The organism is Hymenobacter ruricola (genome assembly GCF_015694525.1).
In the GTDB taxonomy this organism is placed as follows: domain Bacteria; phylum Bacteroidota; class Bacteroidia; order Cytophagales; family Hymenobacteraceae; genus Hymenobacter; species Hymenobacter ruricola.
On the sequence record NZ_JADQDM010000001.1, the window covers coordinates 512,079 to 536,418 of the forward strand.

At 63.4% G+C, this 24,340-nt stretch carries 25 protein-coding genes; 20 read left to right on the forward strand and 5 right to left on the reverse strand.

The window, feature by feature from the left end:
• Positions 1–145: 145 nt before the first annotated feature.
• The 3 genes from panB to I2H31_RS02325 form a co-directional block, all read right to left on the reverse strand.
• Positions 146–961 carry a 3-methyl-2-oxobutanoate hydroxymethyltransferase gene (panB, locus tag I2H31_RS02315; RefSeq protein ID WP_196291384.1) on the reverse strand — a complete coding sequence of 272 codons (816 nt, stop codon included), beginning with the start codon at positions 959–961 and terminating at the stop codon, positions 146–148.
• Positions 962–1,122: 161 nt separating this feature from the next.
• Entirely contained in the window at positions 1,123–1,506 is a 384-nt protein-coding gene (locus I2H31_RS02320) for a response regulator (RefSeq protein ID WP_196291385.1), read from the reverse strand.
• A 123-nt stretch (positions 1,507–1,629) separates the two neighbouring features.
• Complete coding sequence (locus I2H31_RS02325; RefSeq protein WP_196291386.1) at positions 1,630–4,737, reverse strand: putative LPS assembly protein LptD; 3,108 nt, start codon at positions 4,735–4,737, stop codon at positions 1,630–1,632.
• 187 nt (positions 4,738–4,924) lie between these two features.
• Between I2H31_RS02325 and I2H31_RS02330 the strand changes: the two genes are divergently transcribed.
• The 15 genes from I2H31_RS02330 (at position 4,925) to I2H31_RS02400 (ending at position 16,330) form a co-directional block, all read left to right on the forward strand.
• A complete protein-coding gene (locus I2H31_RS02330; RefSeq protein WP_317192163.1) occupies positions 4,925–5,773 on the forward strand; it encodes an N-acetylmuramoyl-L-alanine amidase family protein in 849 nt (282 codons plus the stop codon).
• Between the two features lie 119 nt (positions 5,774–5,892).
• Complete coding sequence (locus I2H31_RS02335; RefSeq protein WP_196291387.1) at positions 5,893–6,900, forward strand: MlaD family protein; 1,008 nt, start codon at positions 5,893–5,895, stop codon at positions 6,898–6,900.
• A gap of 206 nt (positions 6,901–7,106) precedes the next feature.
• Positions 7,107–8,735: an acyl-CoA carboxylase subunit beta gene (locus tag I2H31_RS02340; RefSeq protein ID WP_196291388.1), complete on the forward strand. Its 1,629-nt coding sequence runs from the start codon at positions 7,107–7,109 to the stop codon at positions 8,733–8,735.
• Positions 8,736–8,786: 51 nt separating this feature from the next.
• Positions 8,787–9,197 (forward strand): hypothetical protein, encoded by a 411-nt coding sequence (locus I2H31_RS02345; RefSeq protein ID WP_196291389.1) that lies wholly within the window; start codon positions 8,787–8,789, stop codon positions 9,195–9,197.
• A gap of 136 nt (positions 9,198–9,333) precedes the next feature.
• Positions 9,334–9,567 (forward strand): UPF0175 family protein, encoded by a 234-nt coding sequence (locus tag I2H31_RS02350; protein WP_196291390.1) that lies wholly within the window; start codon positions 9,334–9,336, stop codon positions 9,565–9,567.
• Positions 9,560–10,015: a DUF3368 domain-containing protein gene (locus I2H31_RS02355; RefSeq protein ID WP_196291391.1), complete on the forward strand. Its 456-nt coding sequence runs from the start codon at positions 9,560–9,562 to the stop codon at positions 10,013–10,015. Before I2H31_RS02350 ends, I2H31_RS02355 begins: the two co-directional genes overlap by 8 nt.
• Positions 10,016–10,024: 9 nt before the next feature.
• A complete protein-coding gene (locus I2H31_RS02360; protein ID WP_196291392.1) occupies positions 10,025–10,495 on the forward strand; it encodes an SPOR domain-containing protein in 471 nt (156 codons plus the stop codon).
• A 49-nt stretch (positions 10,496–10,544) separates the two neighbouring features.
• A complete protein-coding gene (locus I2H31_RS02365; protein ID WP_196291393.1) occupies positions 10,545–11,483 on the forward strand; it encodes a helix-turn-helix domain-containing protein in 939 nt (312 codons plus the stop codon).
• Between the two features lie 48 nt (positions 11,484–11,531).
• A complete protein-coding gene (locus I2H31_RS02370) occupies positions 11,532–11,993 on the forward strand; it encodes a hypothetical protein (protein ID WP_196291394.1) in 462 nt (153 codons plus the stop codon).
• A gap of 2 nt (positions 11,994–11,995) precedes the next feature.
• On the forward strand, positions 11,996–12,316 hold the full coding sequence (locus tag I2H31_RS02375) for a DUF3817 domain-containing protein (protein WP_196291395.1): 321 nt from the start codon (positions 11,996–11,998) through the stop codon (positions 12,314–12,316).
• A 187-nt stretch (positions 12,317–12,503) separates the two neighbouring features.
• On the forward strand, positions 12,504–13,361 hold the full coding sequence (locus I2H31_RS02380) for an ABC transporter ATP-binding protein (protein WP_196291396.1): 858 nt from the start codon (positions 12,504–12,506) through the stop codon (positions 13,359–13,361).
• The gene (locus tag I2H31_RS02385) at positions 13,345–14,136 is read left to right on the forward strand and encodes a hypothetical protein (RefSeq protein WP_196291397.1); all 792 of its coding nucleotides are present in this window, start codon (positions 13,345–13,347) and stop codon (positions 14,134–14,136) included. The genes I2H31_RS02380 and I2H31_RS02385 overlap by 17 nt, the downstream gene beginning before the upstream one ends.
• A gap of 11 nt (positions 14,137–14,147) precedes the next feature.
• On the forward strand, positions 14,148–14,564 hold the full coding sequence (locus I2H31_RS02390; RefSeq protein WP_196291398.1) for a GntR family transcriptional regulator: 417 nt from the start codon (positions 14,148–14,150) through the stop codon (positions 14,562–14,564).
• Positions 14,551–15,285 carry a hypothetical protein gene (locus I2H31_RS02395; protein WP_196291399.1) on the forward strand — a complete coding sequence of 245 codons (735 nt, stop codon included), beginning with the start codon at positions 14,551–14,553 and terminating at the stop codon, positions 15,283–15,285. Before I2H31_RS02390 ends, I2H31_RS02395 begins: the two co-directional genes overlap by 14 nt.
• Before the next feature lie 196 nt (positions 15,286–15,481).
• Complete coding sequence (locus tag I2H31_RS02400; protein WP_317192164.1) at positions 15,482–16,330, forward strand: transglutaminase-like domain-containing protein; 849 nt, start codon at positions 15,482–15,484, stop codon at positions 16,328–16,330.
• 200 nt (positions 16,331–16,530) lie between these two features.
• On the opposite strand, the gene I2H31_RS02405 is transcribed toward I2H31_RS02400, so the two are convergent.
• Together I2H31_RS02405 and I2H31_RS02410 are read right to left on the reverse strand one after the other, a co-directional pair.
• Positions 16,531–17,112, reverse strand: coding sequence for a redoxin domain-containing protein (locus I2H31_RS02405; RefSeq protein ID WP_196291400.1), 582 nt, complete (start codon positions 17,110–17,112; stop codon positions 16,531–16,533).
• Between the two features lie 39 nt (positions 17,113–17,151).
• A complete protein-coding gene (locus tag I2H31_RS02410; RefSeq protein ID WP_196291401.1) occupies positions 17,152–17,841 on the reverse strand; it encodes a 4'-phosphopantetheinyl transferase family protein in 690 nt (229 codons plus the stop codon).
• A 176-nt stretch (positions 17,842–18,017) separates the two neighbouring features.
• Between I2H31_RS02410 and I2H31_RS02415 the strand changes: the two genes are divergently transcribed.
• The 5 genes from I2H31_RS02415 (at position 18,018) to I2H31_RS02435 (ending at position 24,236) form a co-directional block, all read left to right on the forward strand.
• A complete protein-coding gene (locus tag I2H31_RS02415) occupies positions 18,018–18,953 on the forward strand; it encodes a WD40 repeat domain-containing protein (protein ID WP_196291402.1) in 936 nt (311 codons plus the stop codon).
• A 104-nt stretch (positions 18,954–19,057) separates the two neighbouring features.
• Positions 19,058–20,122 carry a DivIVA domain-containing protein gene (locus I2H31_RS02420; protein WP_196291403.1) on the forward strand — a complete coding sequence of 355 codons (1,065 nt, stop codon included), beginning with the start codon at positions 19,058–19,060 and terminating at the stop codon, positions 20,120–20,122.
• 178 nt (positions 20,123–20,300) lie between these two features.
• The gene (gene folB / locus I2H31_RS02425; RefSeq protein WP_196291404.1) at positions 20,301–20,666 is read left to right on the forward strand and encodes a dihydroneopterin aldolase; all 366 of its coding nucleotides are present in this window, start codon (positions 20,301–20,303) and stop codon (positions 20,664–20,666) included.
• A 242-nt stretch (positions 20,667–20,908) separates the two neighbouring features.
• Positions 20,909–21,334: a BlaI/MecI/CopY family transcriptional regulator gene (locus I2H31_RS02430; protein ID WP_196291405.1), complete on the forward strand. Its 426-nt coding sequence runs from the start codon at positions 20,909–20,911 to the stop codon at positions 21,332–21,334.
• On the forward strand, positions 21,321–24,236 hold the full coding sequence (locus tag I2H31_RS02435; RefSeq protein WP_196291406.1) for a M56 family metallopeptidase: 2,916 nt from the start codon (positions 21,321–21,323) through the stop codon (positions 24,234–24,236). The genes I2H31_RS02430 and I2H31_RS02435 overlap by 14 nt, the downstream gene beginning before the upstream one ends.
• Positions 24,237–24,340: the final 104 nt, after the last annotated feature.

A 24,340-nucleotide genomic window follows, 5' to 3' on the forward strand; every position in this document is an offset into this window, starting at 1 on the left:
TGTGAAGTACTTTGTTTTGCAAAGCTAACGATTCAATCGTTGTAATTGGTATAGGTTGAATAAAATAAAAAAAGGCGGCGGCTGATGCGCCTCAAAGCACATCGGCCGCCGCCTTTCTACCAGGCGGTTAGTATTTGGCAATGAGCTAGTAGCCTTCTTCTTTGCTGGGAAATTCGCGGTTTTTTACGTCGGCCACGTAGTGCTGCACCGCCGCGGTCATCACGTCGTGCAACTCGGCGTAGCGGCGCAGGAAGCGGGGCTCAAAGCCCTTGGTGAGGCCCAGCATGTCGTGCACTACCAGCACCTGGCCGTCCACGTCGGGCCCGGCGCCGATGCCGATGACGGGAATGGTCAGCTCCTCGGCTACCTGCTTGGCCAGCGAGGCCGGGATTTTCTCCAGCACCAGCCCGAAACAGCCGATTTCCTGGAGCAGGCGGGCGTCTTCGAGCAGCTTCTGGGCCTCGGCTTCCTCCTTGGCTCGCACGGTGTAGGTACCGAATTTGTAGATGCTCTGGGGCGTGAGGCCCAAGTGGCCCATCACCGGAATCCCGGCCGTGAGAATGCGGATGATGCTGTCCTTCACCTCGGCGCCGCCTTCCAGCTTCACGCCATGCCCGCCGCTTTCTTTCATGATGCGAATGGCCGACTGCAGCGCCACCGACGAGTTGCCCTGGTAGGAGCCAAAGGGCATGTCGACCACCACAAAGGCCCGCTTCACGGCGCGCACCACGCCTTGGGCGTGGTAAATAATCTGGTCGAGCGTGATGGGCAGGGTGGTTTCGTGGCCGGCCATCACGTTGGAGGCCGAGTCGCCGACGAGCAGCACGTCGATGCCGGCGCCGTCGAGGATTTGGGCCATCGAGAAGTCGTAGGCCGTGAGCATGGAAATTTTTTCCCCCCGCTGCTTCATGGCCAGCATTTGGTGGGTGGTGACGAGTTTGACTTCCTTGTGCTGGGACATAGCAGGGCGGGCGGGGGCCGGAAAGGCCGGGTGAAAAGCCGTTTGACGGGGCAAAGCTGGCAACAATTTCGTTACCCGCTGCCCGGCGCCCAGCAAAAAGCCCCTGGCCAAAGCGCAGGGGCTAAAACGGGTTTATTGAAAAATTCCTGAAAATCAGCCAGCTACTCGCCCTCTTCCGGCGCGGAACCCGGGTCCAGGTCTTGCTGGGGCAGCGACGACGCCTCAGAGTGCGCGGGCCAGGCCGGGGCCTGCAACGCCAGCAGGCCCGGCAGTTGGGCGGGGTCGGTCACGACCACCACGGGCGTGGGGGGCAGGGCCTCCTGCTGCAGGGCGGCCGCCAGGGCCCCGCCGTCCAGGTCGCCCGGCAAGGCGCCGCAGAGCACCACCAGGTCGGGGTGTACGAGGCGGGCGGCTTTGAGGGCGGCGTCGGCGCGGGCTTCCACGCGCACCACTTCGTGGCCGGCTTCGTGCAGGTAGTGCTCAACGGCGGCGGCCTGCTGGGCCGAGTCGGCGGCGAGGAGCACGCGGAGGAAGAACGGGTTCATGGCAGCAGAAAGTAGGAGGTGTGTTCAAAACAACCTCCCAAGGCCTTGCGGCGCTGGCAATAGCGTTCAACCCCGGTCCCGGCCCCGCCAACGGCCCCAATCTCCCCGCGAACGGCTCACGGATTACTGGTACTGGGCGTAGCGGTTCCGATTAATCTTCAAATCCTGCAATAAGCTGCTCTTGGCCGCGATGGTGAAGTTGTAGCCTTTGGTGATGCCGAAGGGAATCCAGGTGCCGTTGATTTGCCAGCAGTGCAGGTCGCGGAAGAAGGTAAGATTGGGGTACGTCACGGTTTGGTGCGTGATGTCGTAGCCCAGGTTGTAGCTCACGCGCAGGTTTTCAGTGAGCTTGATGGAACCCGTGACGCCCACCGTGTTGAGGGCCAGAATGGGCGGGCGCTTGCCGCCGTTGGCGTCGATGTAAGCCTGGGTAAGAGGCACGGTGTTGGTGGTGTAGCCAGCCGCGTAGGTGAGGGCCAGCTCCCAAGGAATGTCAAAATCGACGTAGTCGGCGTAGTAGTTGGGCGGACCCACGGTGCCCAGGCTGGGGTCGTTGGTGGGGGCCACGGCGCGGGGCACCACGCTTTTCTTTTTGCCGGTGGCGGGGTTGAAGCTGTAGGTGGCCCCAAAGTTGGCCGAGGCCAGGCGCAGCAGCCGGCGCGGGTTGCCCTCAAACAAAAACCGGTTGATGGTGCGGCCCGAAGCGTCGCGCTGGTAGGGCTCGAAGCTGGCGTTGCTGTTGAGGTTCAGCTTCCGGGCAATCTGGGTGCGGAAGTTGACGTTGAGCGGCGAGAGGTGCAGGGTGTCGCCGGGCGAGGCGAAGTTGTAGCTCATGCTGAAATCGAGCCCTTCGATGAGGCTGGACTTGCGAAACGGGTTGAGGCCGGTGGTGTCCTTGTCGTCCCGGATTTTCATTTCCACCGAGTTTTGCAGGCTGAACGCGAGCAGGCTTTGCCGGCTGCTGCTGGGCGCGCCGTACAGGAAATTTTCGTAGGAGTTGAAGGCGTAGGCGTTGAGGGTGCGCGTGTCCGTGACGACACGGCCAAACTGGTCCACGAAGCCATTGAGTACGTTTTGGCCCTGTGGGTACACCGGCACGTTCTGCGGAAACACGTTATTGCGGCCCAGGTCCGGGGCCCAGGTGTAGTTCAGGCTGGGCGTCACCTTGTGCCGCAGGGCCTGAATCTTGTGAGTGCCCTTGCGTACCACCGTGCCGTAGAACGTGGTGTTGAGACTAGCCGAGCCCGAATAGGTATTGATGCGGTTAAAGCCGTACACCGTGTCGATGCGCACGGCCTGGGCCACCGGGCTGTAGCGGTAGCGCAGGCTTTTGGCGTACCACACCTCGCTGTAGCTCACCGAGGGGCTGAGCTTGAAATACGGGCCCACGCTGTACGAGCCCAGCCCGATGCCGAACTGGTGCTGCATGCCGTTGCGCGAGTTTTGCAGCAGCTTGCCCAGGTTGCCGAAGCTGAGCGGAATGCGAGTAATGTCGGTGGTGCCGCCCAGCAGGGGCAGGCCGTTGGGCAGGCTGCGGGCGCTAATCTGGTTGCTCACCTCGTTGCGGGCCGTCAGGTTGTAGCTGACCGTGAACTGCTCGTAAGTGGCCGCGCCGAGCTTGCCGCCCGCGCCCGGCTGGATGCCGAACCACTGGTAGGGGTACTGCCGGGCCACGCCCACGCTGATGTCGGGCAGGGTGAAGGTCATGGTGCCGTCGGTGCCCTGGCTCTGGCTCAGGCGGATGTCGTAGTTGACGGGCGAGTTCCGAATCTGCTTCGAGTAGCTGATGCTGGAACTGAACTGCGTGGACAAGTAGCGCCGCGGGTCGATGCTGTAGGACCGGTTGTAGGCGCTGGTGCCGGCGTTCACGCTGGCCGAAAAACGCCCGCCGCCGGGCTTGGGCACCGGCGAGTGGTTCCAGGTAATCCAGAACGAGTTTTCGGCCGGCGGCTTGATGTATTCTGGGTTGGTGGTGAGCGAGCCGGGGTCCAGAATCTGGGCCACAGGCCGGGTGGTGAAGCGGAAGTTGAAATTGCCCTGGAAAGTGTAGCGCTTCAGGTAGCTCACATCGGCCGTGGCGCCCCAGCCGCCGAAGGTTTGGGCGTTGCCGGCGTACACGTCGCCGGTGAGGCGCACGCCGATGTAGTCGTTCGGCGCGAAGTAATAGCCGCCGTTGGTGAGGTAGAAGCCGCGGTCGGCGGCCTGCCCGAAGGTAGGAATGAGCACGCCCGAGCCGCGGCTCTTGTTGGGTGTAGGGAAAAAGCCGAACAGAAAGCCCAGCGGCGTGGGCACGTCGCCAATCACCAGGTTAAAAGGGCCCGTCACCACCTTGTCGCCCGGAATCACCTTCATTTTCTTGGCCTGAATGTAGAAGTGCGGGTGCTCCAGGTTGCAGGTGGTGTAGTGGCCCATCAGGCCGTTGATGTCGCCGTTGGGCAGGCGCTTGATGACTTGGGCGCCCACGTAGCCTTCGCCCTGCGTGGTCACGGCCTCGGTCACCTTGGCTTTCTTGCTTTTGAAGTTGTAGGCAATGCTGCCGGCTTCGTAGGTCGAGCCTTTGTCCACGAGTACCGGCCGGCCCACCACCTTGTTGCGGTTCAGCGAGTCGACCCGGCTGTTGGCCTGCATGGTGTTGGTGCCGTAGTTCACCGTGATGAGGGCCGCTTTCAGGTTCGTGTCGCCGTACTTCACGTTGGCGCTCTCGTACAGCCGCGCCACCTTATTGGGCACGTCGAACTGAATGGAGTCCTTGGCCGTGTAGTTGATGGTGGTTTCGACCTGGCCCTTGCGCTTGGCGGCCAGCTGCAGCGAGTCGCCGGAGCGGCTCACGCCGTTCACCAGGCCGGTGGTGTCGGTGGGGGCGAGGCCGGGCAGGCGGGTGGTGCCGCCGGGGGCCAGCGTGTCGGGCACGGGCTTGTGCGAGGCACCGGGCACGCGGGGCTGGCCGGCGTTCACGGCGCCGGGCGGGGGCGGGCCCACGGGGTCGCGCGGGTCGGCCGAAATGTTGCGCACCGGCGGGGTGGGGGCGCTGCCGGGCCGCTGGCCGGGCTTGGCCTTCGGGAGGGGCCGGGCCGGCAGCACGGGCGCCTGGTCGGGGGTGGCCGGCGTGGCCAGAATGGCCTTGCGCCGCGCCTTGCGGGCCTGAATTTTGGCTTTGCGGGGCGTCTGGCCTTGCGGGGTGGCCGGCGTTACGGCCTGGCCCCAGGCCGCGCCGGTGCCGCTGAGGAGCAACAGAAAAAACAGCGCCCGCCGCAAAACAGGGCGCGTTGCGGCACTGCGGAAACGGCGCGGCCGTTCCCGAAAATCAGCGGCAGAAAAGGGGCCAAACCAAACAGGCAAAGTATAGTAGCGGTTAATTCGTTTACTTTTGGGGCTTCTACAAAGGTAGCAGGTCGCTACCGCCCCTTCAACGAACAACGTGCGGATTATTGTCATCCTGGCCAGTGCCGCCTTTTTGCTGCTGGGCGCTGCGAGTGGCGAGTGGAAAGCCAAGGCCCAGACCACGGCCGACTCCACCCGGATTGCGGCCGATTCGGCCCTGCTGCCCGACGCCAATTCGCCCTACCGCTACCGCCTGCGCACGGTGGTGCTCGACGCCGGCCACGGCGGCAAAGACCGGGGCTGCGCCGGCGCCTCCGCCCGCGAAGCCGACGTGGCCCTGGGCATCATCCTGGCCCTGGGCAAGCAGATTGAAGAAAACCTGCCCGACGTGAAGGTGGTGTACACCCGCAAAACCAACGTGTTTGTGGAACTCGACGAGCGGGCTGCCATTGCCAACCGCAACCACGCCGACCTCTTCATCTCGGTGCACTGCAACGCCGGCCCCAGCGCCGGCCACGGCACCGAAGTCTGGACCATGGGCCTGCACAAAACCACCGCCAACCTGGGCGTGGCCCAGCGCGAAAACTCGGTTATTCTGCAAGAAAAAAACTACCAGACCCGTTACAACGGCTTCGACCCCAACTCGCCCCAGAGCCACATCATGTTCTCGCTCTTCCAGTCGGCCTACATCACCAACAGCCTGCGCTTTGCTCAGCGCGTGGAGCGCCAGCTGCGCACCAGCGTGAAGCGCCCGAGCCGCGGCGTGAAGCAGGCCGGCTTCATCGTGCTCTGGAAGTCTACCATGCCGTCGGTGCTCATCGAAGCGGGCTTCCTCACCAACCCCACCGAAGAACGGTATTTGAACGACAAAGCCAATCAGTCGTATATGGCCGCAGGCATCTACCGCGCGTTCCGCGAATACAAGCGCGAGCTGGAGGGCGGGTAGCAGCCGGCCCTACGGTTGGGGCTAGTATTTCCTCATCCGGCCGACCCTGCACCGACCGGCTCTCGTAGGTGGTCAAGCCAGGTAGCCTATTCTCAATTTATCACTCAATACCTCTACAAGTGTCTAAAGAAATAAAAGTGGCGCTGCTGGCCATCGTCGCTATTGTCGCCCTCGTGGTAGGCTATAACTTTTTGAAAGGCAGCAACCTGCTGTCCAATGACCGCACGTATTACGCGGTGTACCCTTCGGCCGACGGCCTCACCGTGGGCGCCCAGGTGCTGCTCAACGGCATCAAAGTGGGCCAGGTGAAGAACCTGGAGCTGCAGCCCGAAAAAGGCAACAACGTGCGCGCTACGCTGGAGCTGGAGAAGGGCATCACCGTGGGCGACTCCACCACGGCCGGCCTCAGCGGCTCGCTGCTGGGCTCGAAAACCATCACGCTTTTCATGGGCCGGAACACCAAGGAGTTCAGCGGCGGCGAGGAGTTGCGTACTAAGTCGGCGGTGAGCAGCATCGACGCTTTCCAGGCCAAGGCCCTGCCCGTGCTCGACACGGTGGGCGCGACGCTGGCCCACATCAACGGCTTCCTGAACAAGGACGCCCAAACCAGCATTCAGGGCACGCTGGCCGGCGCCCGCGCTAGCACCGAAGCCCTGCAAAAGCTCATCGTGGCCAACCAAGCCAACATCGCCCTCATTACCCGCAACCTGGCCCAGATGAGCACCGCCCTGAACCGCACCACCGGCAAGCTCGACAAAATCGCCGTGAACTTCGGCCAGCTCTCCGACTCGCTGAAAACCGCGCCCGTGGGCCCGGCCCTGCGCCGCCTCAATGCCACGCTGGCCGACGCCCAAACCACCGTGCAAAGCCTCAACACGGCCCTCAGCGACCAGAAAGGCTCGATGGGCAAGCTGCTGCACGACTCCACGCTCTATAATAACTTGGCCGCCACCACTGCCAGTTCCAACGAGCTGCTGACCGACCTCAAGGCCAACCCCAAGCGCTACGTGCACTTTTCGGTGTTCGGCGGCGGCAAGGACAAGAGCAAGGTAGAAACCGAGAAGAAGCCCGACGGCACCACCACGACCGAAGTGAAAAAGGTGGACGCCAACCCGGTGCTGAAGTAGGTTTTGAACGGTCATGTTGAGCTTGCCGAGACATCTCGCATGCCGAAGTAATTCTATGCGATTGCAACGGAGTGAGCAAGATGTCTCGACAAGCTCGACATGACGGGCAATTCCCAAACGACGTTCAAACTACCCGTACCTTTGAAATCCGCCCCCGGGCGGATTTTTTTGCGCCCATTCCCACCAAATCCCACCCCGCATTCCTTATGAACGTCGAGTTCAACCGCAACGAAGACCAACTCAAGCAGCTCAGCTTCAACCTCACCCAAAAGCTCCAGAAAGTCGCTCTTGGCGGTGGCCAGAAGCGCATCGAGGCCCACAAGGCCAAGGGCAAGCTCACCGCCCGCGAGCGGATTGACTACCTGCTGGATAAGGGCGCGGCGCAGGTCGAAATCGGCGCTTTCGCGGGCGAGGGGATGTACAAGGAAGAGGGCGGCTGTCCCGGCGGCGGCGTGGTCGTTGTGATGGGTTACGTGGCCGGGCGGCAGTGCGTGGTGGTGGCCAACGACGCCACCGTGAAGGCCGGCGCCTGGTTTCCCATCACCGCCAAAAAGAACCTGCGGGCCCAGGAAATCAGCATTGAAAACAAGCTGCCCATCATCTACCTCGTCGACTCGGCCGGCGTGTATTTGCCCATGCAGGACGAGATTTTCCCAGACAAGGAGCATTTCGGCCGCATCTTTCGCAACAATGCGGTGATGAGCAGCATGGGCATCGTGCAGATTTCGGCCATCATGGGGCCGTGCGTGGCCGGCGGGGCCTACTTACCCATCATGAGCGACGAGGCCATGATTGTGAACGGCACGGGCTCGGTGTTCCTGGCGGGCTCCTATCTGGTGAAGTCGGCCATCGGCGAAAGCATCGACAACGAGGCGCTGGGCGGCGCAAGCATGCATTCCGAAGTCTCGGGCGTGACGGACTACAAGTTCGATACCGACGAGGAGTGCCTGACGCACATCCGCAACATCTTCGACAAGATGGGTGGGCAGGCGTCGGCCGGTTTCAGCCGCGTGGCCCCGGCCAAGCCGGCGCAGGACGAGCAGGAAATCTACGGCCTGCTGCCCGCCGACCGCGTGAAGCCCTACGACATGATGGACATCATCAACCGCCTGGTTGATAACTCGGAGTTCGAGCCCTACAAGGACCTGTATGGCCAGACGCTCATCTGCGGGCTGGCGCGCATTGATGGCTGGGCGGTGGGCATCGTGGCCAACCAGCGCAAAATCGTGAAGAGCAAGAAAACCGGCATGCAGATGGGCGGCGTCATCTACTCCGACTCGGCCGATAAGGCGGCGCGCTTCATCATGAACTGCAACCAGAAGCGCATCCCGCTGGTGTTTCTGCACGATGTGTCGGGCTTCATGGTGGGCAGCCAATCGGAGCAGGGCGGCATCATCAAGGACGGCGCCAAGATGGTGAATGCCATGAGCAACTCGGTGGTGCCCAAGTTCACGGTCATCGTGGGCAACAGCTACGGGGCCGGCAACTACGCCATGTGCGGCAAGGCCTACGACCCGCGCCTCATCGTGGCCTGGCCCACCGCCCAGCTAGCGGTAATGAGCGGCGCGGCGGCGGCCAACACGCTGCTGCAAATCCAGGTGGCCTCGCTCAAAGCCAAGGGTGAAGTCATCACCCCCGAAGCCGAAAAGGAGCTGCTCGACCGCATCAAGGCGCGCTACGAGGAGCAACTCTCGCCCTACTACGCCGCGGCCCGCCTCTGGGTCGATGCCGTGATTGACCCGCTCGAAACGCGCAAGGTGATTTCGGAAGGCATCGCGGCCGCTAATCATGCGCCGATTGAGAAGGCGTATAATGTGGGCGTGATTCAGGTGTGAGGAGAATAGCAGTTGACTGCGCTGTGACCTGAAGTATAGGTAACTTTCAGAATGGAAATATTGTGTGTCGCCATCGGATTCGGCTACGTGTTCTATATGTGCAACGGATTCCTGACATTAACACCCAAGAAAAAGCCGTACAATGCCCTGTTTGATACAAAAGTGTATTTAACGCATTTGGGCTTGGCTCTTGTGTTGGCAGTCTTCGGATTCTGGTATTTCAGAAATGCTGGTTTCCAAACGGCGTCTTTCTTTGTGCCAGCAGTGTTTCTGGTTATTTTTCTGATAGCTGATAACCTAGTCCAGTTAATAACTGGACGACATCTGATTATTGCTGACCGTTGGGATAGTAAACCGCCCAGCTACAACTGGTACATCGACGGATTGATGAGTATTTTGCTGCTTACGGTTTCTTTGTGCTCACCATTTGTATTGGAGCAATACTTTCGGGTTAGGTTTTGATGGGCTATTCTTTGCCCTATAGCGAATGAAAACCCTCTACCTCCTGGCCGGCCCCAACGGCGCGGGCAAAACCACTGCCTGCGCCCCACCCGCCGCGCCTCCCGTAACTTAGAGAAACCACCCCACCACTAACCCCATGCCAACCCTCACCCTGCACCTGCACCTGCCCGATTCACTGGACCTGAGCGCCAAAGAAGTGACCATGCTGCTGGCCACGCGCCTCTACGAGCAGGGCAAGCTCTCGCTGGGGCAGGCCGCCGAGCTGGCCGGCTACAGCAAGCGCACCTTTATGGAACTGCTGGGCGACTACGGCGTGTCGGTATTCAACTACCCGGCCGAGGACATTGCGCGCGACGCGGCAAATGCCTGAACTCATCATCGCCGATGCCAGCTGCCTGATTGTGCTGACCAAAATCGGTCAGTTGGATTTGCTGCGCCAGCTTTACGGCACGGCTACGACCACACCCGTGGTGGCCGCCGAATACGGGTTGCCACTGCCGGAATGGATAAGGCAGGAGGCGGCTATCGACGCGGCCCGGGAGCAACTGCTGGCACTGCTGGTAGATGCCGGCGAAGCCAGCGCCATTGCGCTGGCTTTGGAAAGGCCGGGATGTACGCTGATTTTGGACGACTACAAGGCACGAAAAACGGCTGAAAAGTTGTCGATTCAGCTTACTGGTACGTTTGGGGTGCTATTGCGGGCCAAGCGGCAAGGGCTGGTTTCGGCCGTGAAGCCGCTGCTTGACCAAATCAGGCAAACCAATTTCCGGTTTTCGGATGCCCTCGAAATAGCTGTGCTCAAGCAAGCCGGCGAATAGCCCCCCCCCATGACCACCGCCGAACTCGAACGCCGCCTGCTGGCCGAGGGCTGCAACCCCGACAACTACGCCCTCAACACGCGCAGCTACGACGGCTTCTGCCTGATGCGGCAGGAGGCGCAGTGGAACGTATTTTACTCCGAGCGGGGCCACGACCAGCCGCCCATCTTCACCTCGCCCGACGAGGACGCCGCCTGCCGGTTCTTCTTCGACTTCGTCATGAAGATGGAGCACCGCCACCTCATCGCCATGCTACGCTCGGAGCCGGCGGCGCAGGCACTGCGGGCGCGGCTGGAAGCGCAGGGCATTGCCACGCACGCCTACCGGCTGCACTACGCCCAGAACGACTACCGCCAAGTTGTCAGCGTGGTGGGAAAGGATATTTTTCGGGTCCGGGCGCTGCTGGGCAAGGTGCCGGTGGAAGATGCCGACGAGGCCCGGCCGGGATTCTGGGAGCGGCTGCGACATATTTGGGGGTAGAAAACCGCAGGGCTAGCGCCTTGGGTTCCCGTGCGCTTACAACATCCCGATGCCTCGCACTTCCATCAAAACCTACAGCACCGCCGCCTTCCGGCAGGCCTACATCCAGCCCGAGCCGCCGCTGGCACCGCTGCTCCAACCGGGTTTCGAGCGGTTTTTTATGGTGCGGGTCGAGGACATGATTCGGCTGATGAAGCTGCCCGTGCCGCCCACGCGCACCGACGCCAGCACGCTCATTGTGCTCACCGAGGGCGAGGCGGTGATGAGCATCGGCAGCGAAACCCACACCATTCACCAGCACGAATGCCTGGTGGTGCCGGCCGGGCAGGTCTTCGCCTTCGAAAGCGGCGTGGACCAAAACCGCGGCTACCTCTGCAATTTTCACGGCGACTTCCTCCTCGGCCGGTTTGCCCGGCCCGGCTTGCTGCGCGAGTTTGAGTTTCTCAGCATTTGGGGGCACCCGTGCATTCGTTTGGGAGAGCAAGGGGCCGCATTTGTCCGGCCGTTGCTGGAGCGCCTGCTCGGCGAGTACTCGGCCCGCGGGCTAACCCGGCCGGAACTGTTACAGGCCTATCTGGTTGCCTTGCTCCACGAATTGCAACAAGTGTATGAGCCCGTGGCCGCGGGCCTGCGCCCCGCGGCGACGCATCTCGCCAATCAATTCCGGGAGTTGCTGCAGGCCCACTTCCGCCGCCAGCAGCGCGTGGCCGATTATGCGGCGCAGCTGCACGTGTCGCCCAATCACCTCAACAAAGCCGTGAAAGCCAGCACCGGCAAGTCGCCCACCACCTGGATTGCCGAGGCCGTGGTGCTCGAAGCCAAGGTGCTGCTGCACCAAAGCCGCCTTTCCGTGGCCGATGTGGCCGCCGAAGTGGGCCTGGCAGACCCGTCGTATTTCAGCCGGCTCTTCAAAAAGTACGAAGGGCTGACGCCGCTGGAATTTCGCCGGCGGATTGAAAAATCCGGAAACCGGCTGCTTTCATCCTAGCCGGCGCCGCGCCCGCGCGCAGACCTTTGCCGCATCCATTTCCCCACGATGTACGCCACGGTTCTGACGCTCCATTCGGCCTTTCGCTGGCTCGTATTGCTGAGCCTGATTCACGCCATTTTTCGCGCCTGGTCCGGCCTCGCGGCCGGGCGGCCCTTCACCAAAACCGATGATGCCGTGCGGCACTGGACGGCCACCCTGGCGCACGTGCAGCTGCTGCTGGGCATGGCGCTTTACTTCAGCAGCCCCGTGGTGCGGGCCAATCTGGCCAGCCTGCGCGGCACTGGCGTCACCCTGGATGCCGCCTTTTTTGCGGTGCTGCACCCGTTGCTGATGCTGGTTTCGGTGGTTGTCATCACCATTGGCTCGGCGCTGGCCAAGCGGCGGCCCACGCCGCGTGAGCAGTTCCAAACCATGCTGGTGTGGTACGGCGGGGCCCTGTTGAGCATCTTTTTATTCATTCCGTGGCCGTTTTCGCCCTTGGCCAGCCGGGCTTTTTTCAGAACGTAGACATGGCCGGATTTTTCAATTCCAACGTGAAGCAGCTGCGCCTGGTGGGGCTGCTGGAGGGCATTTCGCTGCTGGTGCTGCTGGGGGTGGCCGTGCCGATGAAACACCTGTACGGCGACCCCGCGCTGGTGCGGGCGCTGGGGCCGGTGCACGGGCTGCTGTTCCTGCTGTTTGTCATCAAAACGCTGAGCGTAGGGGTGGAGCAGCGCTGGAAATTCAGCGAAACCACCTGGAAGGTGCTGCTGGCCTGTTTCGTGCCGTTCGGGACGTTCTACATCGACCAGCGCATTCTGCGCCGGCTTCCGCCCGAGGCGGCCGAGTAGAGCCCCGGCGCGGCTTGTGTCAATCCGGCGGGTGAGGCGTGCTGGTCCGCCATCGGATGCGGCAGTCTGCCGCCGGCGTCTCAACCAGTAATTAAAAATATTTTTTGCCAACCGAGTACGCGATGCCAACTCCGTGACGTACGTTTGTGGTGTACTAGATAATTAGTACACTAAAACAAACAAGCACATGGTGCGCATCCGAAACCTCCACTTTGGGTACTCCAAGAAGCACCCGCTCTTTCAGGCCCTCAACCTGTCGCTGGACCGGGGCCACATCTACGGCCTGCTGGGCAAGAACGGGGCCGGCAAAACCACCCTGCTCAAGAACATTGTGGGGCTGGCCTTCCCCTGGCAAGGCACCTGCCTGATTGACGAGCAGCCCGCCGCCGCCCGCAAGCCCGCCGTGCTCGAAGACCTGTTTTTCCTGCCCGAGGAAGTGTACGCACCGGCCCTCACGGCCGAGCAGTTTGTGGCCCACACGGCCGGCTTCTATCCGCGCTTCAGCACCGAGCAGCTGTACGAGTACCTCGAAGAGCTGGAAGTGCCGCGCGGCCAGAAGCTGAACAAGTTCTCGCACGGCCAGCAGAAGAAGTTCATGATTGCCTTCGCCTTGGCCGCCAACACCGGCCTGCTGGTGCTCGACGAGCCCACCAACGGCCTCGACATTCCCAGCAAGGTGCAGTTCCGCAAAATCCTGGCTTCGGCCCTGAGCGAAGAGCGCTGCATGGTCATTTCCACCCACCAGGTGCGCGACCTCGAAAGCCTGATTGACACCGTGGTGGTGGTGCACAACCGCGAAATCGTGCTCAACCACGACATCGACCAGCTGGCCGAGCGGCTCACCTTCGCGCGGGGCGCGGCGGCCGAAGCGCCGGGCGCTTTCTACCAGGGCGCATCGGTGGGCGGCCCGGTGGCTATCCGGCCCAACGAGGCCGGCGCCTACAGCCGCGTCGATTTGGAATTGCTCTTCAACGCCCTCACCAGCGGCGACGCCACCGCCCTGCACACCTACTTAAACCAGCCCCGCCATGAATCCGTCCAGTAACCAAACCTTTTCTTTTCCGCGCTTTGCGCGCTTGTTCAGCCGGCACACCACCGAGCACCTGCCCGGCTACGGCATGTCCGTGGGCGTGCTGGCGGGCTTCCTGCTGCTGCTGCTGGGCCTGGCCGCCTACTCCGGCAACGGCGTGCTGAGCATGAAGGGACAGGCCGAGTTCTTCGTCTTTTTCCTGCTGATTTCGGCCATCATTTTCACCAGTACCATCTTTTCGCAGTTTGGCGAGAAGCGGCAGGCCACGGTGGCGCTGCTGCTGCCGGCCTCGCACCTGGAGAAGTACCTGGTGGGGTGGCTGTATTCGATGCCCATTTTCCTGCTGGTGTTCACGAGCGTTTTTTACGCGGTTGATGCCTTGGTGCTGTACGGCGGGGCCCCGGCGGGCCACACCCCGGAGCTGCTCAACGTGTTTGGCAACGCCGATGCGGTGAAGGCCATGGCGGGCTTGCTGGTGCTGCTGCACGCCGTTTGGCTGTGCGGGGCCATCTACTTCGAGAAAACGCATTTCATCAAGACGGGCTTCGCGCTCTTCACGCTGCTGCTGGGGCTGTCGCTGGTCAATTACCAGGCGCTGAAGGTGCTGGTGGGCGGCGAGCTACGGCCGGCCCCGCCGTTCACCACGCTGACGCTGATGGAGGGCGGCACGCACGTCTACAACCTTGGCCTGCCCATGAGCAGCATGCAGTGGCTGAGCTACCTGCCCCTCGGGCTGACCCTGCTGCTGTGGGTGGCGGCCTACTTCCGCCTCACGGAAAAGCAGCTGTAATTCTTCTCTCTATGGAATTCCGCGACAACGAAGCCATCTACCTGCAAATAGCCGGGTACGTGAGCGAAAACATTCTGCGCCAGCAGTGGCCGCCCGACGACAAAATCCCGTCCGTGCGCGACCTGGCCGGCGAGCTGCAAGTGAACCCCAACACGGTGATGCGCACCTACGAGTTTCTGCAAAACCAGGGCGTGCTGTACAACAAGCGCGGCATCGGCTTCTTCGTGGCGCCCGACGCCGAAGCCAAAGTGAAGCAGTTTCGGCGGGCGCGCTTCCTGCAGCAGGAACTGCCCGAGCTGTTCAAAACCATTTTCCTGCTCGACATCAGCCTCGAAGAGCTGGAGCAGCGCTACGCCCAGTTCAAGGCCGACCAAGCGGCCGCTCTTTCCACCGCCCCCACAATTTCCAACGGACATGAAAACCAGTAATAAATGGCTGCTGGCGGCCCTGCTGCTGCTGCTCGGCTCCCTCACCGCCTACAACATGGGCCTGCGCGCCGAGTACGCCAAGGGCACCTACAAAGACCCCGCGCAAACCACCACGGCCCTCAACTTCAAGAATTTCAGCGAAGTTGACGTGCAGGCGGCCAGCCAGATGGGCGTGAAAATAGTGGCCGGCCCCTACGGCGTGCGCCTCAACAAGCAAGCCGAGAAATACGTGAAAGTGACCCAGCAAGGCCAGCGCCTCACCGTCCGCCTGGCCTTCCCCGAGCAGCAGGAGTCGCTGGGTGGGCGGCAGGGCGTGGTGATTATCAGCTGCCCGCAACTCCGGCAGCTGACCGCCGGCGCGGCCTACCAGGTGAAAGGGAAAGTGCTCACCGACAAAGCGCCCGGCTACGACCGCGCCCTGCGGGTGGAAGGTTTCCGGCAGGACAGCCTCTGGGTGCGGCAGGACCTGGGCTCGCAGGTAGAAATGGCTAACAACCAGCTCGGCTACCTGCGCGCCGAAACCGGCCGCAGCCCGGGCAGCCGCTCGGTGCTGCACATCGCCAACACCAACCGCATCCAGGCCGCCGACCTGAACGTGCAGCGCCTGGCCGAACTAAAGCTGGAAGCCGGCGGCATCAAGCAGCTGCGCACCCATTTTGGCGACAGCGCCCAAGCCACGCTCACGGGCGCCGGGCTGAGCAACCTGGGCCAACACCAATAGTAGGCTTTTCTCATCCTTTTTTCTGCAAAAAGGCCGGTGGCGGGCGAATCTCCGGATTCGCTCGTGACCGGCCTTTTGGCGCTTGGTCGTGCCGCCAAAACCATCCCGACGAAACTTGTAGCGCCCGCGGCAGTGTTGCTGAAATTTGCCCGGTTTGGCTCATTTAACCCCGTTTTGGGCGTTAATTTGCTCAGCCGTGCCTTCTTCTGCAATGACCAACAAAGAAATAAAAGCCCTCATCTCGCTGCTCGACGACCCGGAAATCGCGCCCCAGATTCAGGACAAAATCCAGAACCTGGGCGAAAGCATCATTCCGTTTCTGGAAGAGTCGTGGGAGGAAACCCTCGACGGCCAGCAGCAGCAGCGGCTGGAGGATTTGATTCATCACCTGCAATTTGAGGGCCTGCAGCAGCGCCTGCGCGTGTGGCGCGAAGCCGGGGCCACCGACCTGCTCGAAGGCATGTGGCTGCTCAACACCTATCAATATCCCGATGCCGACCTGCAGGCCCTGAACCGCGCCATCGAGCAGCTTCGCTTCGAGGCCTGGACGGCCCTGCGCCCCGACATGCACCCCGCCGACCAGGTGCAGGCCCTGAACCACATCATGTTCCGGGTGCACAAGTTTGCGGCCAACACCCAGCACTTCCACTCGCCGGCCAACTCCATGCTGCAGCGCGTGATTGAGACCAAGCGCGGCAACCCGCTCACGCTGTGCGTGATTTATTTGTTGGTGGCCCAGCGCCTCAATCTGCCGGTTTTCGGGGTGAACCTGCCCAACCTGTTCGTGCTCACCTTCCGCCCCGAACTCAAAGGCGCCGAACCCTTCTACATCAACTGCTACAACCGCGGCCTCGTGCTCTCGCGCACCGACATCGAGCACTACGTGAGCCAGCTCAACATCTCCTCCAATCCGATGTTCTACGAACCCTGTTCGAACATCGACATCGTGCGCCGCGCCCTGCGCAACCTGCAAATGAGCTTCGAGAAGCTGCAGGAGCCCATGAAAGCCGCCGAAGTGGCCGTGCTGCTCAGCATCCTGGAGTAGCCGGGGCCCACATCTGTCATTGCGAGGAGGCACGACGAAGCAACCCGTCCTGTTCCGAGCGACCAGCCTTGAATGGTGATAAGAGCCCAAATAGAAGCCCCGGCACTGCGCAGTGCCGGGGCTTTTCGCTTTATTAGAATGTCTGGTTTTGACAGGGCGGATTGCTTCGTCGTGCCTCCTTGCAATGACAGGCGCAGAGGTTATTGCTTAATCAGGCAGCCGGTGGCGCGCTTGCCTTCCACGGCGGCGGCACGGCCGGCCAGCACGTTTTCCAGCGCCTGCCTGAGGTAGTATTGCTGCACGCTGCCCGCCACCTGGGGGTTGTCGTCGATGGCGCCGCGGTAGCGGATGGCGAACCCGCCGGCCACGGGTTGCAGCACCACGGCTTCTTCGGTTTTGGTGACGCCGAGCAGGTTGTCGACCTGCTGGCTGGCGTCGGTGAGGGTGGGTAGCTCCACTTCGCCCGGGGCCGCGGTGCCCGGCGCATCAAGGAAAATGGGGACGTTGACGAACAAAAACTGCACGCCCCGGCCGCGGTAAGCATTGCTGAGCGACGCCAGCCGCTCCTGGTAGAGGCGCGAAAAGGCGCAGGTCGGGTTCAGAAACACCACCACCACGGCCTTGCTGCCGGCGTAGCTTTTCAGGGCCACGTCGGCGTTGGCGGCGGTTTTGAGGGTGAAGTCGGCCACGGTAGGGCCGGCCTGGGCCCGGGCCACGCCCACGGCCAGCGTCACGGCCAGCAGGGCCACGGCGGCGAGGATAGAAATTCGGCGGAAGGACATGGCAAGGGAGTTAAACAAGTCAAATGTAAGCGCCGCCGCTTAGGGAATCGGTTCGTGGCAATACGTGAGCACGTAGCCGGGCGACGGCTGGGAATAGCAAATGCAGTGCCGCGTCTCGGCGCCGCTCAAAACCAGCGTGGCCGGGATTTCGCCGGCTTCCCGCCACTCAAATTCGCCCAGCAACAGCTGCGTTTTGAAAATGATGCCGCGCTGCGCGGCCAGCTTGTACAGCGTCTCCTTGGCGCTCCACAGCAGGGTGTAGTGGGCGCTGGCGTCGGCGGCCCCCGGCGAGTGGGCGGCCTGCGCCGCCGCCCACTCGCCGGGGGCCAGAAACTTGCTGGCCAGTCGCTGGGCTTTGTCGCGAATTTCTTCCACGTCGACCCCTGCCCGGCCGCCCCGGGCCAGCACGGCCGCCACCCACTGGCCCGAGTGCGACAGCGAAACCGTGTCGCCCAGGCCGGCGCCCACCAGCCAGGGGCGCCCGGTGGCATCGTTGCGCACTTGAATTTCAGCCGGAAAAGCCAGCTCCGCTTCGCTCAGTAACCGATGTATCAGCACCCGGCCACTCAGCCACTGGGCCTGGCGCCGGGCATCGGCGGTGGCGGGCAGCAGCGTTTGGTAGGTGCTGGCCTGGGGCAGCAGCGGCCACAGCTCGGCGGGCGTTTCGGTGAGGTGCCAGAGGCCCAGCACGGCAGTAGGAGAGAGGCGCTGGAGGGAGTGCAGGGGCATGGGTGTGGTTGAATATTGGGCGCGTTGTTATCCTGAGCGCAGCGAAGGACCTTGTCAGGCCTGAACAAGTCTTTTCCGTTTTAACCTGATAAAGTCCTTCGCTGCGCTCAGGATGACGGGTGGGCCATTCTCAAGCGGCCTCACCTCCAAACAAAGCTACCTTTGCGGGGCCCGTCATGTCTGAAATCTTTCGCCCGCCCGTCACCAGAATAGCCACCCTCGCCGGCCACCGCGACGCGGTGTACGCTCTCACCTTGGGCGCGGGCAGCACCATCTATTCGGGCAGCGCCGACGGCATGGTGGTGGGCTGGGACGCCGCCGAGCCCACCCGCGACGGCGAGCTGCTGGCCCGCGTTGAAAACTCGGTGTATGCCCTGCGCCACTTGCCCGGGCAGAATATGCTGGTGCTGGGCCACAATTTTCAGGGCATTCAGGCCATTGATTTGGCGGGCAGAAAATTAGCGCACGCCACGGCCCTGCCGCCGGTGGCCATCTTTGAAATGGTGGTTTCGGAAAGCCGGCAGCGCCTGTACGTGGCCCTGGGCGACGGCACGCTGGCCGTGCTGGCCCTGCCCGATTTCCGGCTGGCGAAACTCCTGCGCCTCGCCCCCAAAAGCCTGCGCTGCCTGGCCCTGCACGAGGGCCGCGGCGAGCTGACCGTGGGCAGCTCCGACACCTTCACCCGCATCCTGGACCTGGACTCGCTGGAAACCAAACTTACTCTCGGTGAAAGCACCAATTCGGTGTTTTCGGTGGCGTATTCGCCGGATGGCGCGCGTCTGCTCACGGCCGGCCGCGACGCCCAGATTCGCAGCTGGGACGTGGCCGCGGACTACGCGCTGGCCGGCACCGTGCCGGCCCACATGTACACCATCAATAACCTGGCCTTTAGCCCTGACGGGCGCTACCTGGCCTCGTGCAGCCTCGACAAAAGCATTAAATTGTGGGATGCGGCCACGCTCACGCTGCTGCGCGTGCTCGACCGGGCCCGCTCGGCCGGGCACGGCACGTCGGTGAACCGGCTGGTTTGGCCGGGCACCGAAAACCGGCTAGTTTCGTGTAGCGACGACCGCAGCCTGGCCGTATGGGCCCTGGAAGCTGTTAACCAATAGCTATTAGCTGTTAGCTTCTCCGAAAAAATAGACTGATTCTGCGACGGCCGCCTAACGACCACCCCAGCTAATAGCCAGCAGCTAAAAGCTAACAGCCAATAATCATGAAAATCACCGCCCTTGATATCCGCCAGAAAACGTTTGAAAAATCCTTTCGTGGGGTTGACAAGGACGAGGTGCAGGCCTTTCTAAACACCATTTCGCAGCAGTGGGAGCGGATGGGCGACGAGAACCGCGAGCTGCGCCTCAAGCTGGAGCACGCCCAGCAGGACGTGCAGAAGATGCGCGAGGTGGAAAGCAGCCTCTACCGCACCCTGAAAACGGCCGAGGACACCAGCAACAACATCACCGAGCAGGCCCAGCGCGACGCCGACCTGCGCATCCGCGAGGCCCAGTTTCAGGCCGAAACTATCCTCAACGACGCCCGCCAGCGCGCCCGCACCGTGGTGGACGAAGCCTACCAGCAAGCCGAAAAAACCGTGGCCGACATGCAGCGCGAAGTCACGGGCCTGGGCCAGGAGTGCCAGCGCCTGGAGCAGCAGCTCGACACCCTGGTGCGCGACCTGCACCACCTGGCCTCCGATGCGCTGGACAAGGTGGAGAAAGCCCGCAACCGGCCCAAGGGCGGCACGGCGGCCATCCTTTCCCGCGCCGCGCGCGTACACGTGGAGCGGCCCAAAGAACCGGCCGCCGACCTCACCCCTGAGCCCACGCCCGCCATGCAAGTCACGTCCACTTCCGCCGTTTCATCCGCCGCTGCCGTGGCTGCGGCTACCCCGGCCGCTTTCGCGCCCGGCGCCCGCAGCCGCTCCGAAGCGCAACTGGAGCAGGCCGCTGAAACCACCGGCTACAATCCCAAGCCCGGCCAGCAGCCCGACCCCAACACGGCCCCCCAGCCCGACATTGAGCGGCCCAACGCACCCGCCGAAAACCCCGGCATCTCGCCCGCGCCCAACATCGAGCAGCCGGCGCCCTCGCAGGTGCCCCAGCCGGGCGCCCCGCGCGTAGAGCCCACCGCGCCCGATATTCAGCCCATCGGCCCCAGCCATCCGGAAATCAACCAGCCCTCGCCCGTGACGCATCCCGGCCAGCCCGGCCAGCCCGGCATGGCCGCCACGCCAGAGCCGGCTGTGGCCGAAGTCGAGAAGTCATTCTTCGACGAAATCTAGACCACGGATTTTTCGGATTCGACGGATTGGTCGGATTCTGTAGCCGTCATTTTTTGAAGAAAGCCTGTCTGCGGACGGGCTTTCTTTTTTTGTGGCTGACCTTTGCGGCCGGAGCGAAAGCGGGCCCCACAGGCCGCAAACCACCAACTCACCCATCCACCAATCCACCACTCACCGCATGGGCCAAATCGCACTCGAAGGCATGGAGTTTTTCGCCTTTCACGGCTACTACGACGAGGAGCAGAAAATCGGGAATAAGTACGGGGTCGACCTTTACATCAGCACCAACCTGCTGGCGGCCGGCGCCTCCGACAAGCTCCAGCAGACCATAAACTACGAGGTGCTCTACCGTCTGGTGGCCGAAGAGATGCGGGCCCCCGCCCGGCTGCTGGAGCACGTGGCCCACCGCGTGCTCGACCGCATCATGGCCGAGCTGCCGCACGTGCGCAAGGTGAAAGTGAGCGTGAGCAAGTTCAACCCGCCGCTGGGCGGCATCTGCCACCGCGCCCGCGTGACGCTGGCCAAGCGGCGCACGGAAGCCTAGTCTTCTGCTTGGCGTTAGCGCCGAATGGCCAGCGACTGCGCCGCTGGTGTTTCAGTCAGTGGCGCAGGTAACGTTATCAAGCTGGACTTGACAAAATTAGCACGTTGATTTAGATACAGTTGTAAAGGTTTGGGTGATTAGTACGAAAGAATTCGTACTCCGTGTTTGCAACTACGAAGCGTTTCGTAATATCTTTGCTGCATCCTACGAAATAATTCGTAGCAACCTCACGTTTCGACCACATGAGCAAAGCACCGCCCCCCAAACCTACGGATTCCGAGCTGGAAATCCTGCACGTGCTGTGGCAGCACGGGCCGGCCACCGTGCGGGCCATCAACGACCACCTCAGCCAGCGCCGTCAGGCGGAAGTGGGCTACACCACCACGCTCAAAATCCTGCAGCTGATGCTGGAAAAGGGCTTGGTGCGGCGCGACGATGCCGACCGCAGCCACGTGTACCGGGCCGCGGTACGCGAGCAGGAAACCCAGGGCCTGCTCCTCGACAAGTTCGTGGACGCCACGTTCGGCGGCTCGGCCCTGAAGCTGGTGATGCAGGCCCTGGGCAGCCGCCAGACTTCGGCCGACGAGCTGGCCCAAATTCGCCGGCTGCTCAACGACATTGAAATCCAAAATTCCACTCCTAATCCCAACGACGATGACCGCGCTTGAGAATTTCGCTTCGCCCGCGCTGACGCGGGCCCTGGGTTGGACGCTCCTGCACTCGCTGTGGCAGGGGGCACTGGTGGCGGCCGTGCTGGCGGGTGCGCTGCTGCTGCTGCGCCGCCAGCGCGCCGAGGTGCGCTACGTGGCTTCGGCCGGGGCGCTGGGCATGATGGTGGCGCTGGCCGGCATCACGTTTGGGCTGTATTTCCGGGCCGGCGGCGGACCGGCAAAAAGCGAGGTGCTAACCACGCGCATCGTAGAATCTGCCCGCACGGTCCCATCGAAGCAGGGCGAGCGGCCGGCGTTGCGGCCCGCTACTACGACTGAAACCGTGACCACCGTGGTGGTATCGGCTGCTGACAAAGCATCGGCCGGGGCAGAGGCGCCAGTTTTGACGGCCCAGAACCAGGCTGACGCTTCGGCCATGCCCAACTGGCTGGCCGTGGGGCTGCGGTATTTCGACAAGCATATGCCGCTGCTGGTGCTGGGCTGGCTGCTGGGCCTGCTGGCCATGAGCCTGCGCATGCTGGGCGGGCTGCTGTACGTGCAGCGGCTGCGGCGCTACCGCGTGCGGCCATTGGGGGCGGTGTGGCAGGAGCGGCTGGCGGCGCTGGCGGCCCGCAGCGGCGTGCGCCGCCCAGTGGCGCTGCTAGAGTCGGCGTTGGTGCAGGTGCCGCTGGTGGTGGGCCACGTGCGCCCCGTGATACTGCTGCCCCTGGGCGCGGTGGCCGGGCTGTCGGCGGCGCATCTGGAAGCCATTCTGGCCCACGAGTTGGCCCACGTGCTGCGCCGCGACTACCTCGTAAACCTGCTGCAAACCGTGGCCGAATCCTTGTTCTTCTACCACCCCGCCGTGTGGTTTATGGCCCGCTGCGTGCGCACCGAGCGCGAAAACTGCTGCGACGACACGGCCACGGCCTTGTGCGGCGGCGACTCGCTCCGGCTGGCCCGGGCCCTCACGGCGCTGGCCGAGTGGAGCCAGAGCGCCGTGGTGACCACCTCGCCGCGCCTGGCGCTGGCGGCCATGGGCGGCCGCGGCGCGCTCCTGAACCGGGTGCGCCGGCTGGTGCAGCGGCGCCCGGCGGCGCCCACGCTGGCGGAAGGCTGCATGGCCGGGGCGCTGGTGCTGGGCGGGCTGGGCCTGCTGGGCGGCAGCGTGGCGTTGGCCGGGCCGCTTTCGCGGCCGGCAGCTGCTAGTGCCCAGCCGGCTGCTTTTGATTGGCAAACCGGTCCGGTACAAAACGCCGCCCGGCCTACTGCTCCGGCCGACACTACGAAGCGGGCCGCAGCCGCGAAATCAGGGGCTGCCGCGACGCCAGCGGCTGGCACCGCTGCCACAGAGGCCGCGGCGGCGAAAGCCCGTGAACTGGCCGCGGCTGATGAAGACACCCACGGTTCGGATGCGACGATGGGCGACACCATCTTCCGCCGCAACGTGCGGGAGCGCCGCGACGGCCGCCGCGTCATTGTCGACGGCCGTGAGGCGGCGCCGGTGCTCGCCGGGCCCGGCACAGTGGTGGTGACGAAAGACAAAAAAGGCCGGATAACGGACTTGGTGGTGAATGGCCAGCGCGTGGAAACCGCCACCGGCAAAGTCAAAGCCAAAAGCAAAAACGACAAGGATGCGCAGGTAGAAGTCATCCAGGTCGACCCCGCTTCCGGGCCTCAGTCGCGCACCTACGTCTACGGCGGCAACTCCAACGGCAACGCGCCCTACGTGTACCAGTGGCCGCAGGCCAACGGCGGCACTTACGTCGAGCTTGGCCCACTGGCGGCATCCCCGCAGGGGCTCAATGAACTGCGCCGCTTGGCGCCCCGGTCCAACGGCCGCACGTTCGTGGAGGTAGCCCCGGGCAATTTCAACCAACTCTGGAACCGCAACAGCTCCGGCAATTTCACCCAAACCTTCCGTTCCCAACTGCCCGGCGGCCCGGCCGGCCCCGACCCCAGCCTGGCCCAAACGCGCGACGCCCTGCGCGCCGCCGAGCGCGGCCTGCGCGAAGCCAGCGCCGTGAAAAACCTGAGCGCCGAACAGCGCAAGCGCCTCAACAGCCGCCTCGATGAGGTGCGGGCCCAACTCAAGCGCCTCGACAGCGCCCCGCACAGCCTCCGCTTCGGCGACCAGTCGGCGAGCAGCTTCCGTAGCATCGAGTCGCAGGGCCTGCAGGAGGAGCTGCGGGCGCAGGAGGAAGAGCTGCGCGCGCGGCAGCAGGAGCTGCGTGACCGCCAGCAGGAACTGCGCGACCGCGCGGCCGAAATGGGGGAGCGCCTCCGCGAAGAGCGGGAGGAGCAGCGGGAAGAGCGCAGCCGCGTGGCAGAGCGCCGCAGCGTGAACGAAGAAGTGCTGGTGAGTGAGCTGCTCAAGGACGGCCTCATCAAAGACCGCAACAACTTCCAGTTTCGCCTTACGGCGCGCGAGCTGGTGGTAGATGGCAAAACGCAGCCCCAGAAAGTGCTGGACAAGTACGTGAAGCTGTACGAAAAGAACAGCGGCCGCAAAATGACGGCCACCAGCTCCGTATCGGTGGGCCGCAACGGGACTTCCACCACCATCAGCGACCATGATGCCGCCCCGCCGCGGCTGCCCCGCCCGCCGCGCGCCCCCATGCCTCCCGCCCCGATGGGGCCAAGCGGTGCCCTGGCGCCGCCACCACCCGCGCCGCTACTGGACGCGCCCGCGCCGCCGCGCCCGCCCCGCGCCCCGAGCGTGGACACCCGCGCGCTGCGTGACGAGCTGCGCAAAGACGGCCTGGTTGGCGAAAACGACAAAAGCTTCAGCCTGCAACTCAACTCTTCGGGCCTCACGGTGAACGGCAAAAAAGTGTCGGACGACCAGGCGGCCAAATACCGCAAGCTGCTGGATGCCCGCGAAGGCAGCACCTACAACATGTCCATCTCGCTCGACTAACCGACTCCCCTTATTTCTGCAGAAGGCCGGCTTTCCGTTGGGAGCCGGCCTTTTTGCTGCCAGCGCCGGCCGGTTTTCGGGGGCTTTTGCGGGCGGCAAGCAAC

Bases quoted from the DNA above. Each gene is read 5' to 3' on its own strand.
- panB (WP_196291384.1), bottom strand. From the start codon at position 961: ATGTCCCAGCACAAGGAAGTCAAACTCGTCACCACCCACCAAATGCTG.
- I2H31_RS02320 (WP_196291385.1), bottom strand. From the start codon at position 1,506: ATGAACCCGTTCTTCCTCCGCGTGCTCCTCGCCGCCGACTCGGCCCAG.
- I2H31_RS02340 (WP_196291388.1), top strand. From the start codon at position 7,107: ATGAACGTCGAGTTCAACCGCAACGAAGACCAACTCAAGCAGCTCAGC.
- I2H31_RS02345 (WP_196291389.1), top strand. From the start codon at position 8,787: ATGGAAATATTGTGTGTCGCCATCGGATTCGGCTACGTGTTCTATATG.
- I2H31_RS02350 (WP_196291390.1), top strand. From the start codon at position 9,334: ATGCCAACCCTCACCCTGCACCTGCACCTGCCCGATTCACTGGACCTG.
- I2H31_RS02355 (WP_196291391.1), top strand. From the start codon at position 9,560: ATGCCTGAACTCATCATCGCCGATGCCAGCTGCCTGATTGTGCTGACC.
- I2H31_RS02360 (WP_196291392.1), top strand. From the start codon at position 10,025: ATGACCACCGCCGAACTCGAACGCCGCCTGCTGGCCGAGGGCTGCAAC.
- I2H31_RS02365 (WP_196291393.1), top strand. From the start codon at position 10,545: ATGCCTCGCACTTCCATCAAAACCTACAGCACCGCCGCCTTCCGGCAG.
- I2H31_RS02370 (WP_196291394.1), top strand. From the start codon at position 11,532: ATGTACGCCACGGTTCTGACGCTCCATTCGGCCTTTCGCTGGCTCGTA.
- I2H31_RS02375 (WP_196291395.1), top strand. From the start codon at position 11,996: ATGGCCGGATTTTTCAATTCCAACGTGAAGCAGCTGCGCCTGGTGGGG.
- I2H31_RS02380 (WP_196291396.1), top strand. From the start codon at position 12,504: ATGGTGCGCATCCGAAACCTCCACTTTGGGTACTCCAAGAAGCACCCG.
- I2H31_RS02385 (WP_196291397.1), top strand. From the start codon at position 13,345: ATGAATCCGTCCAGTAACCAAACCTTTTCTTTTCCGCGCTTTGCGCGC.
- I2H31_RS02390 (WP_196291398.1), top strand. From the start codon at position 14,148: ATGGAATTCCGCGACAACGAAGCCATCTACCTGCAAATAGCCGGGTAC.
- I2H31_RS02395 (WP_196291399.1), top strand. From the start codon at position 14,551: ATGAAAACCAGTAATAAATGGCTGCTGGCGGCCCTGCTGCTGCTGCTC.
- I2H31_RS02405 (WP_196291400.1), bottom strand. From the start codon at position 17,112: ATGTCCTTCCGCCGAATTTCTATCCTCGCCGCCGTGGCCCTGCTGGCC.
- I2H31_RS02410 (WP_196291401.1), bottom strand. From the start codon at position 17,841: ATGCCCCTGCACTCCCTCCAGCGCCTCTCTCCTACTGCCGTGCTGGGC.
- I2H31_RS02415 (WP_196291402.1), top strand. From the start codon at position 18,018: ATGTCTGAAATCTTTCGCCCGCCCGTCACCAGAATAGCCACCCTCGCC.
- I2H31_RS02420 (WP_196291403.1), top strand. From the start codon at position 19,058: ATGAAAATCACCGCCCTTGATATCCGCCAGAAAACGTTTGAAAAATCC.
- folB (WP_196291404.1), top strand. From the start codon at position 20,301: ATGGGCCAAATCGCACTCGAAGGCATGGAGTTTTTCGCCTTTCACGGC.
- I2H31_RS02430 (WP_196291405.1), top strand. From the start codon at position 20,909: ATGAGCAAAGCACCGCCCCCCAAACCTACGGATTCCGAGCTGGAAATC.
- I2H31_RS02435 (WP_196291406.1), top strand. From the start codon at position 21,321: ATGACCGCGCTTGAGAATTTCGCTTCGCCCGCGCTGACGCGGGCCCTG.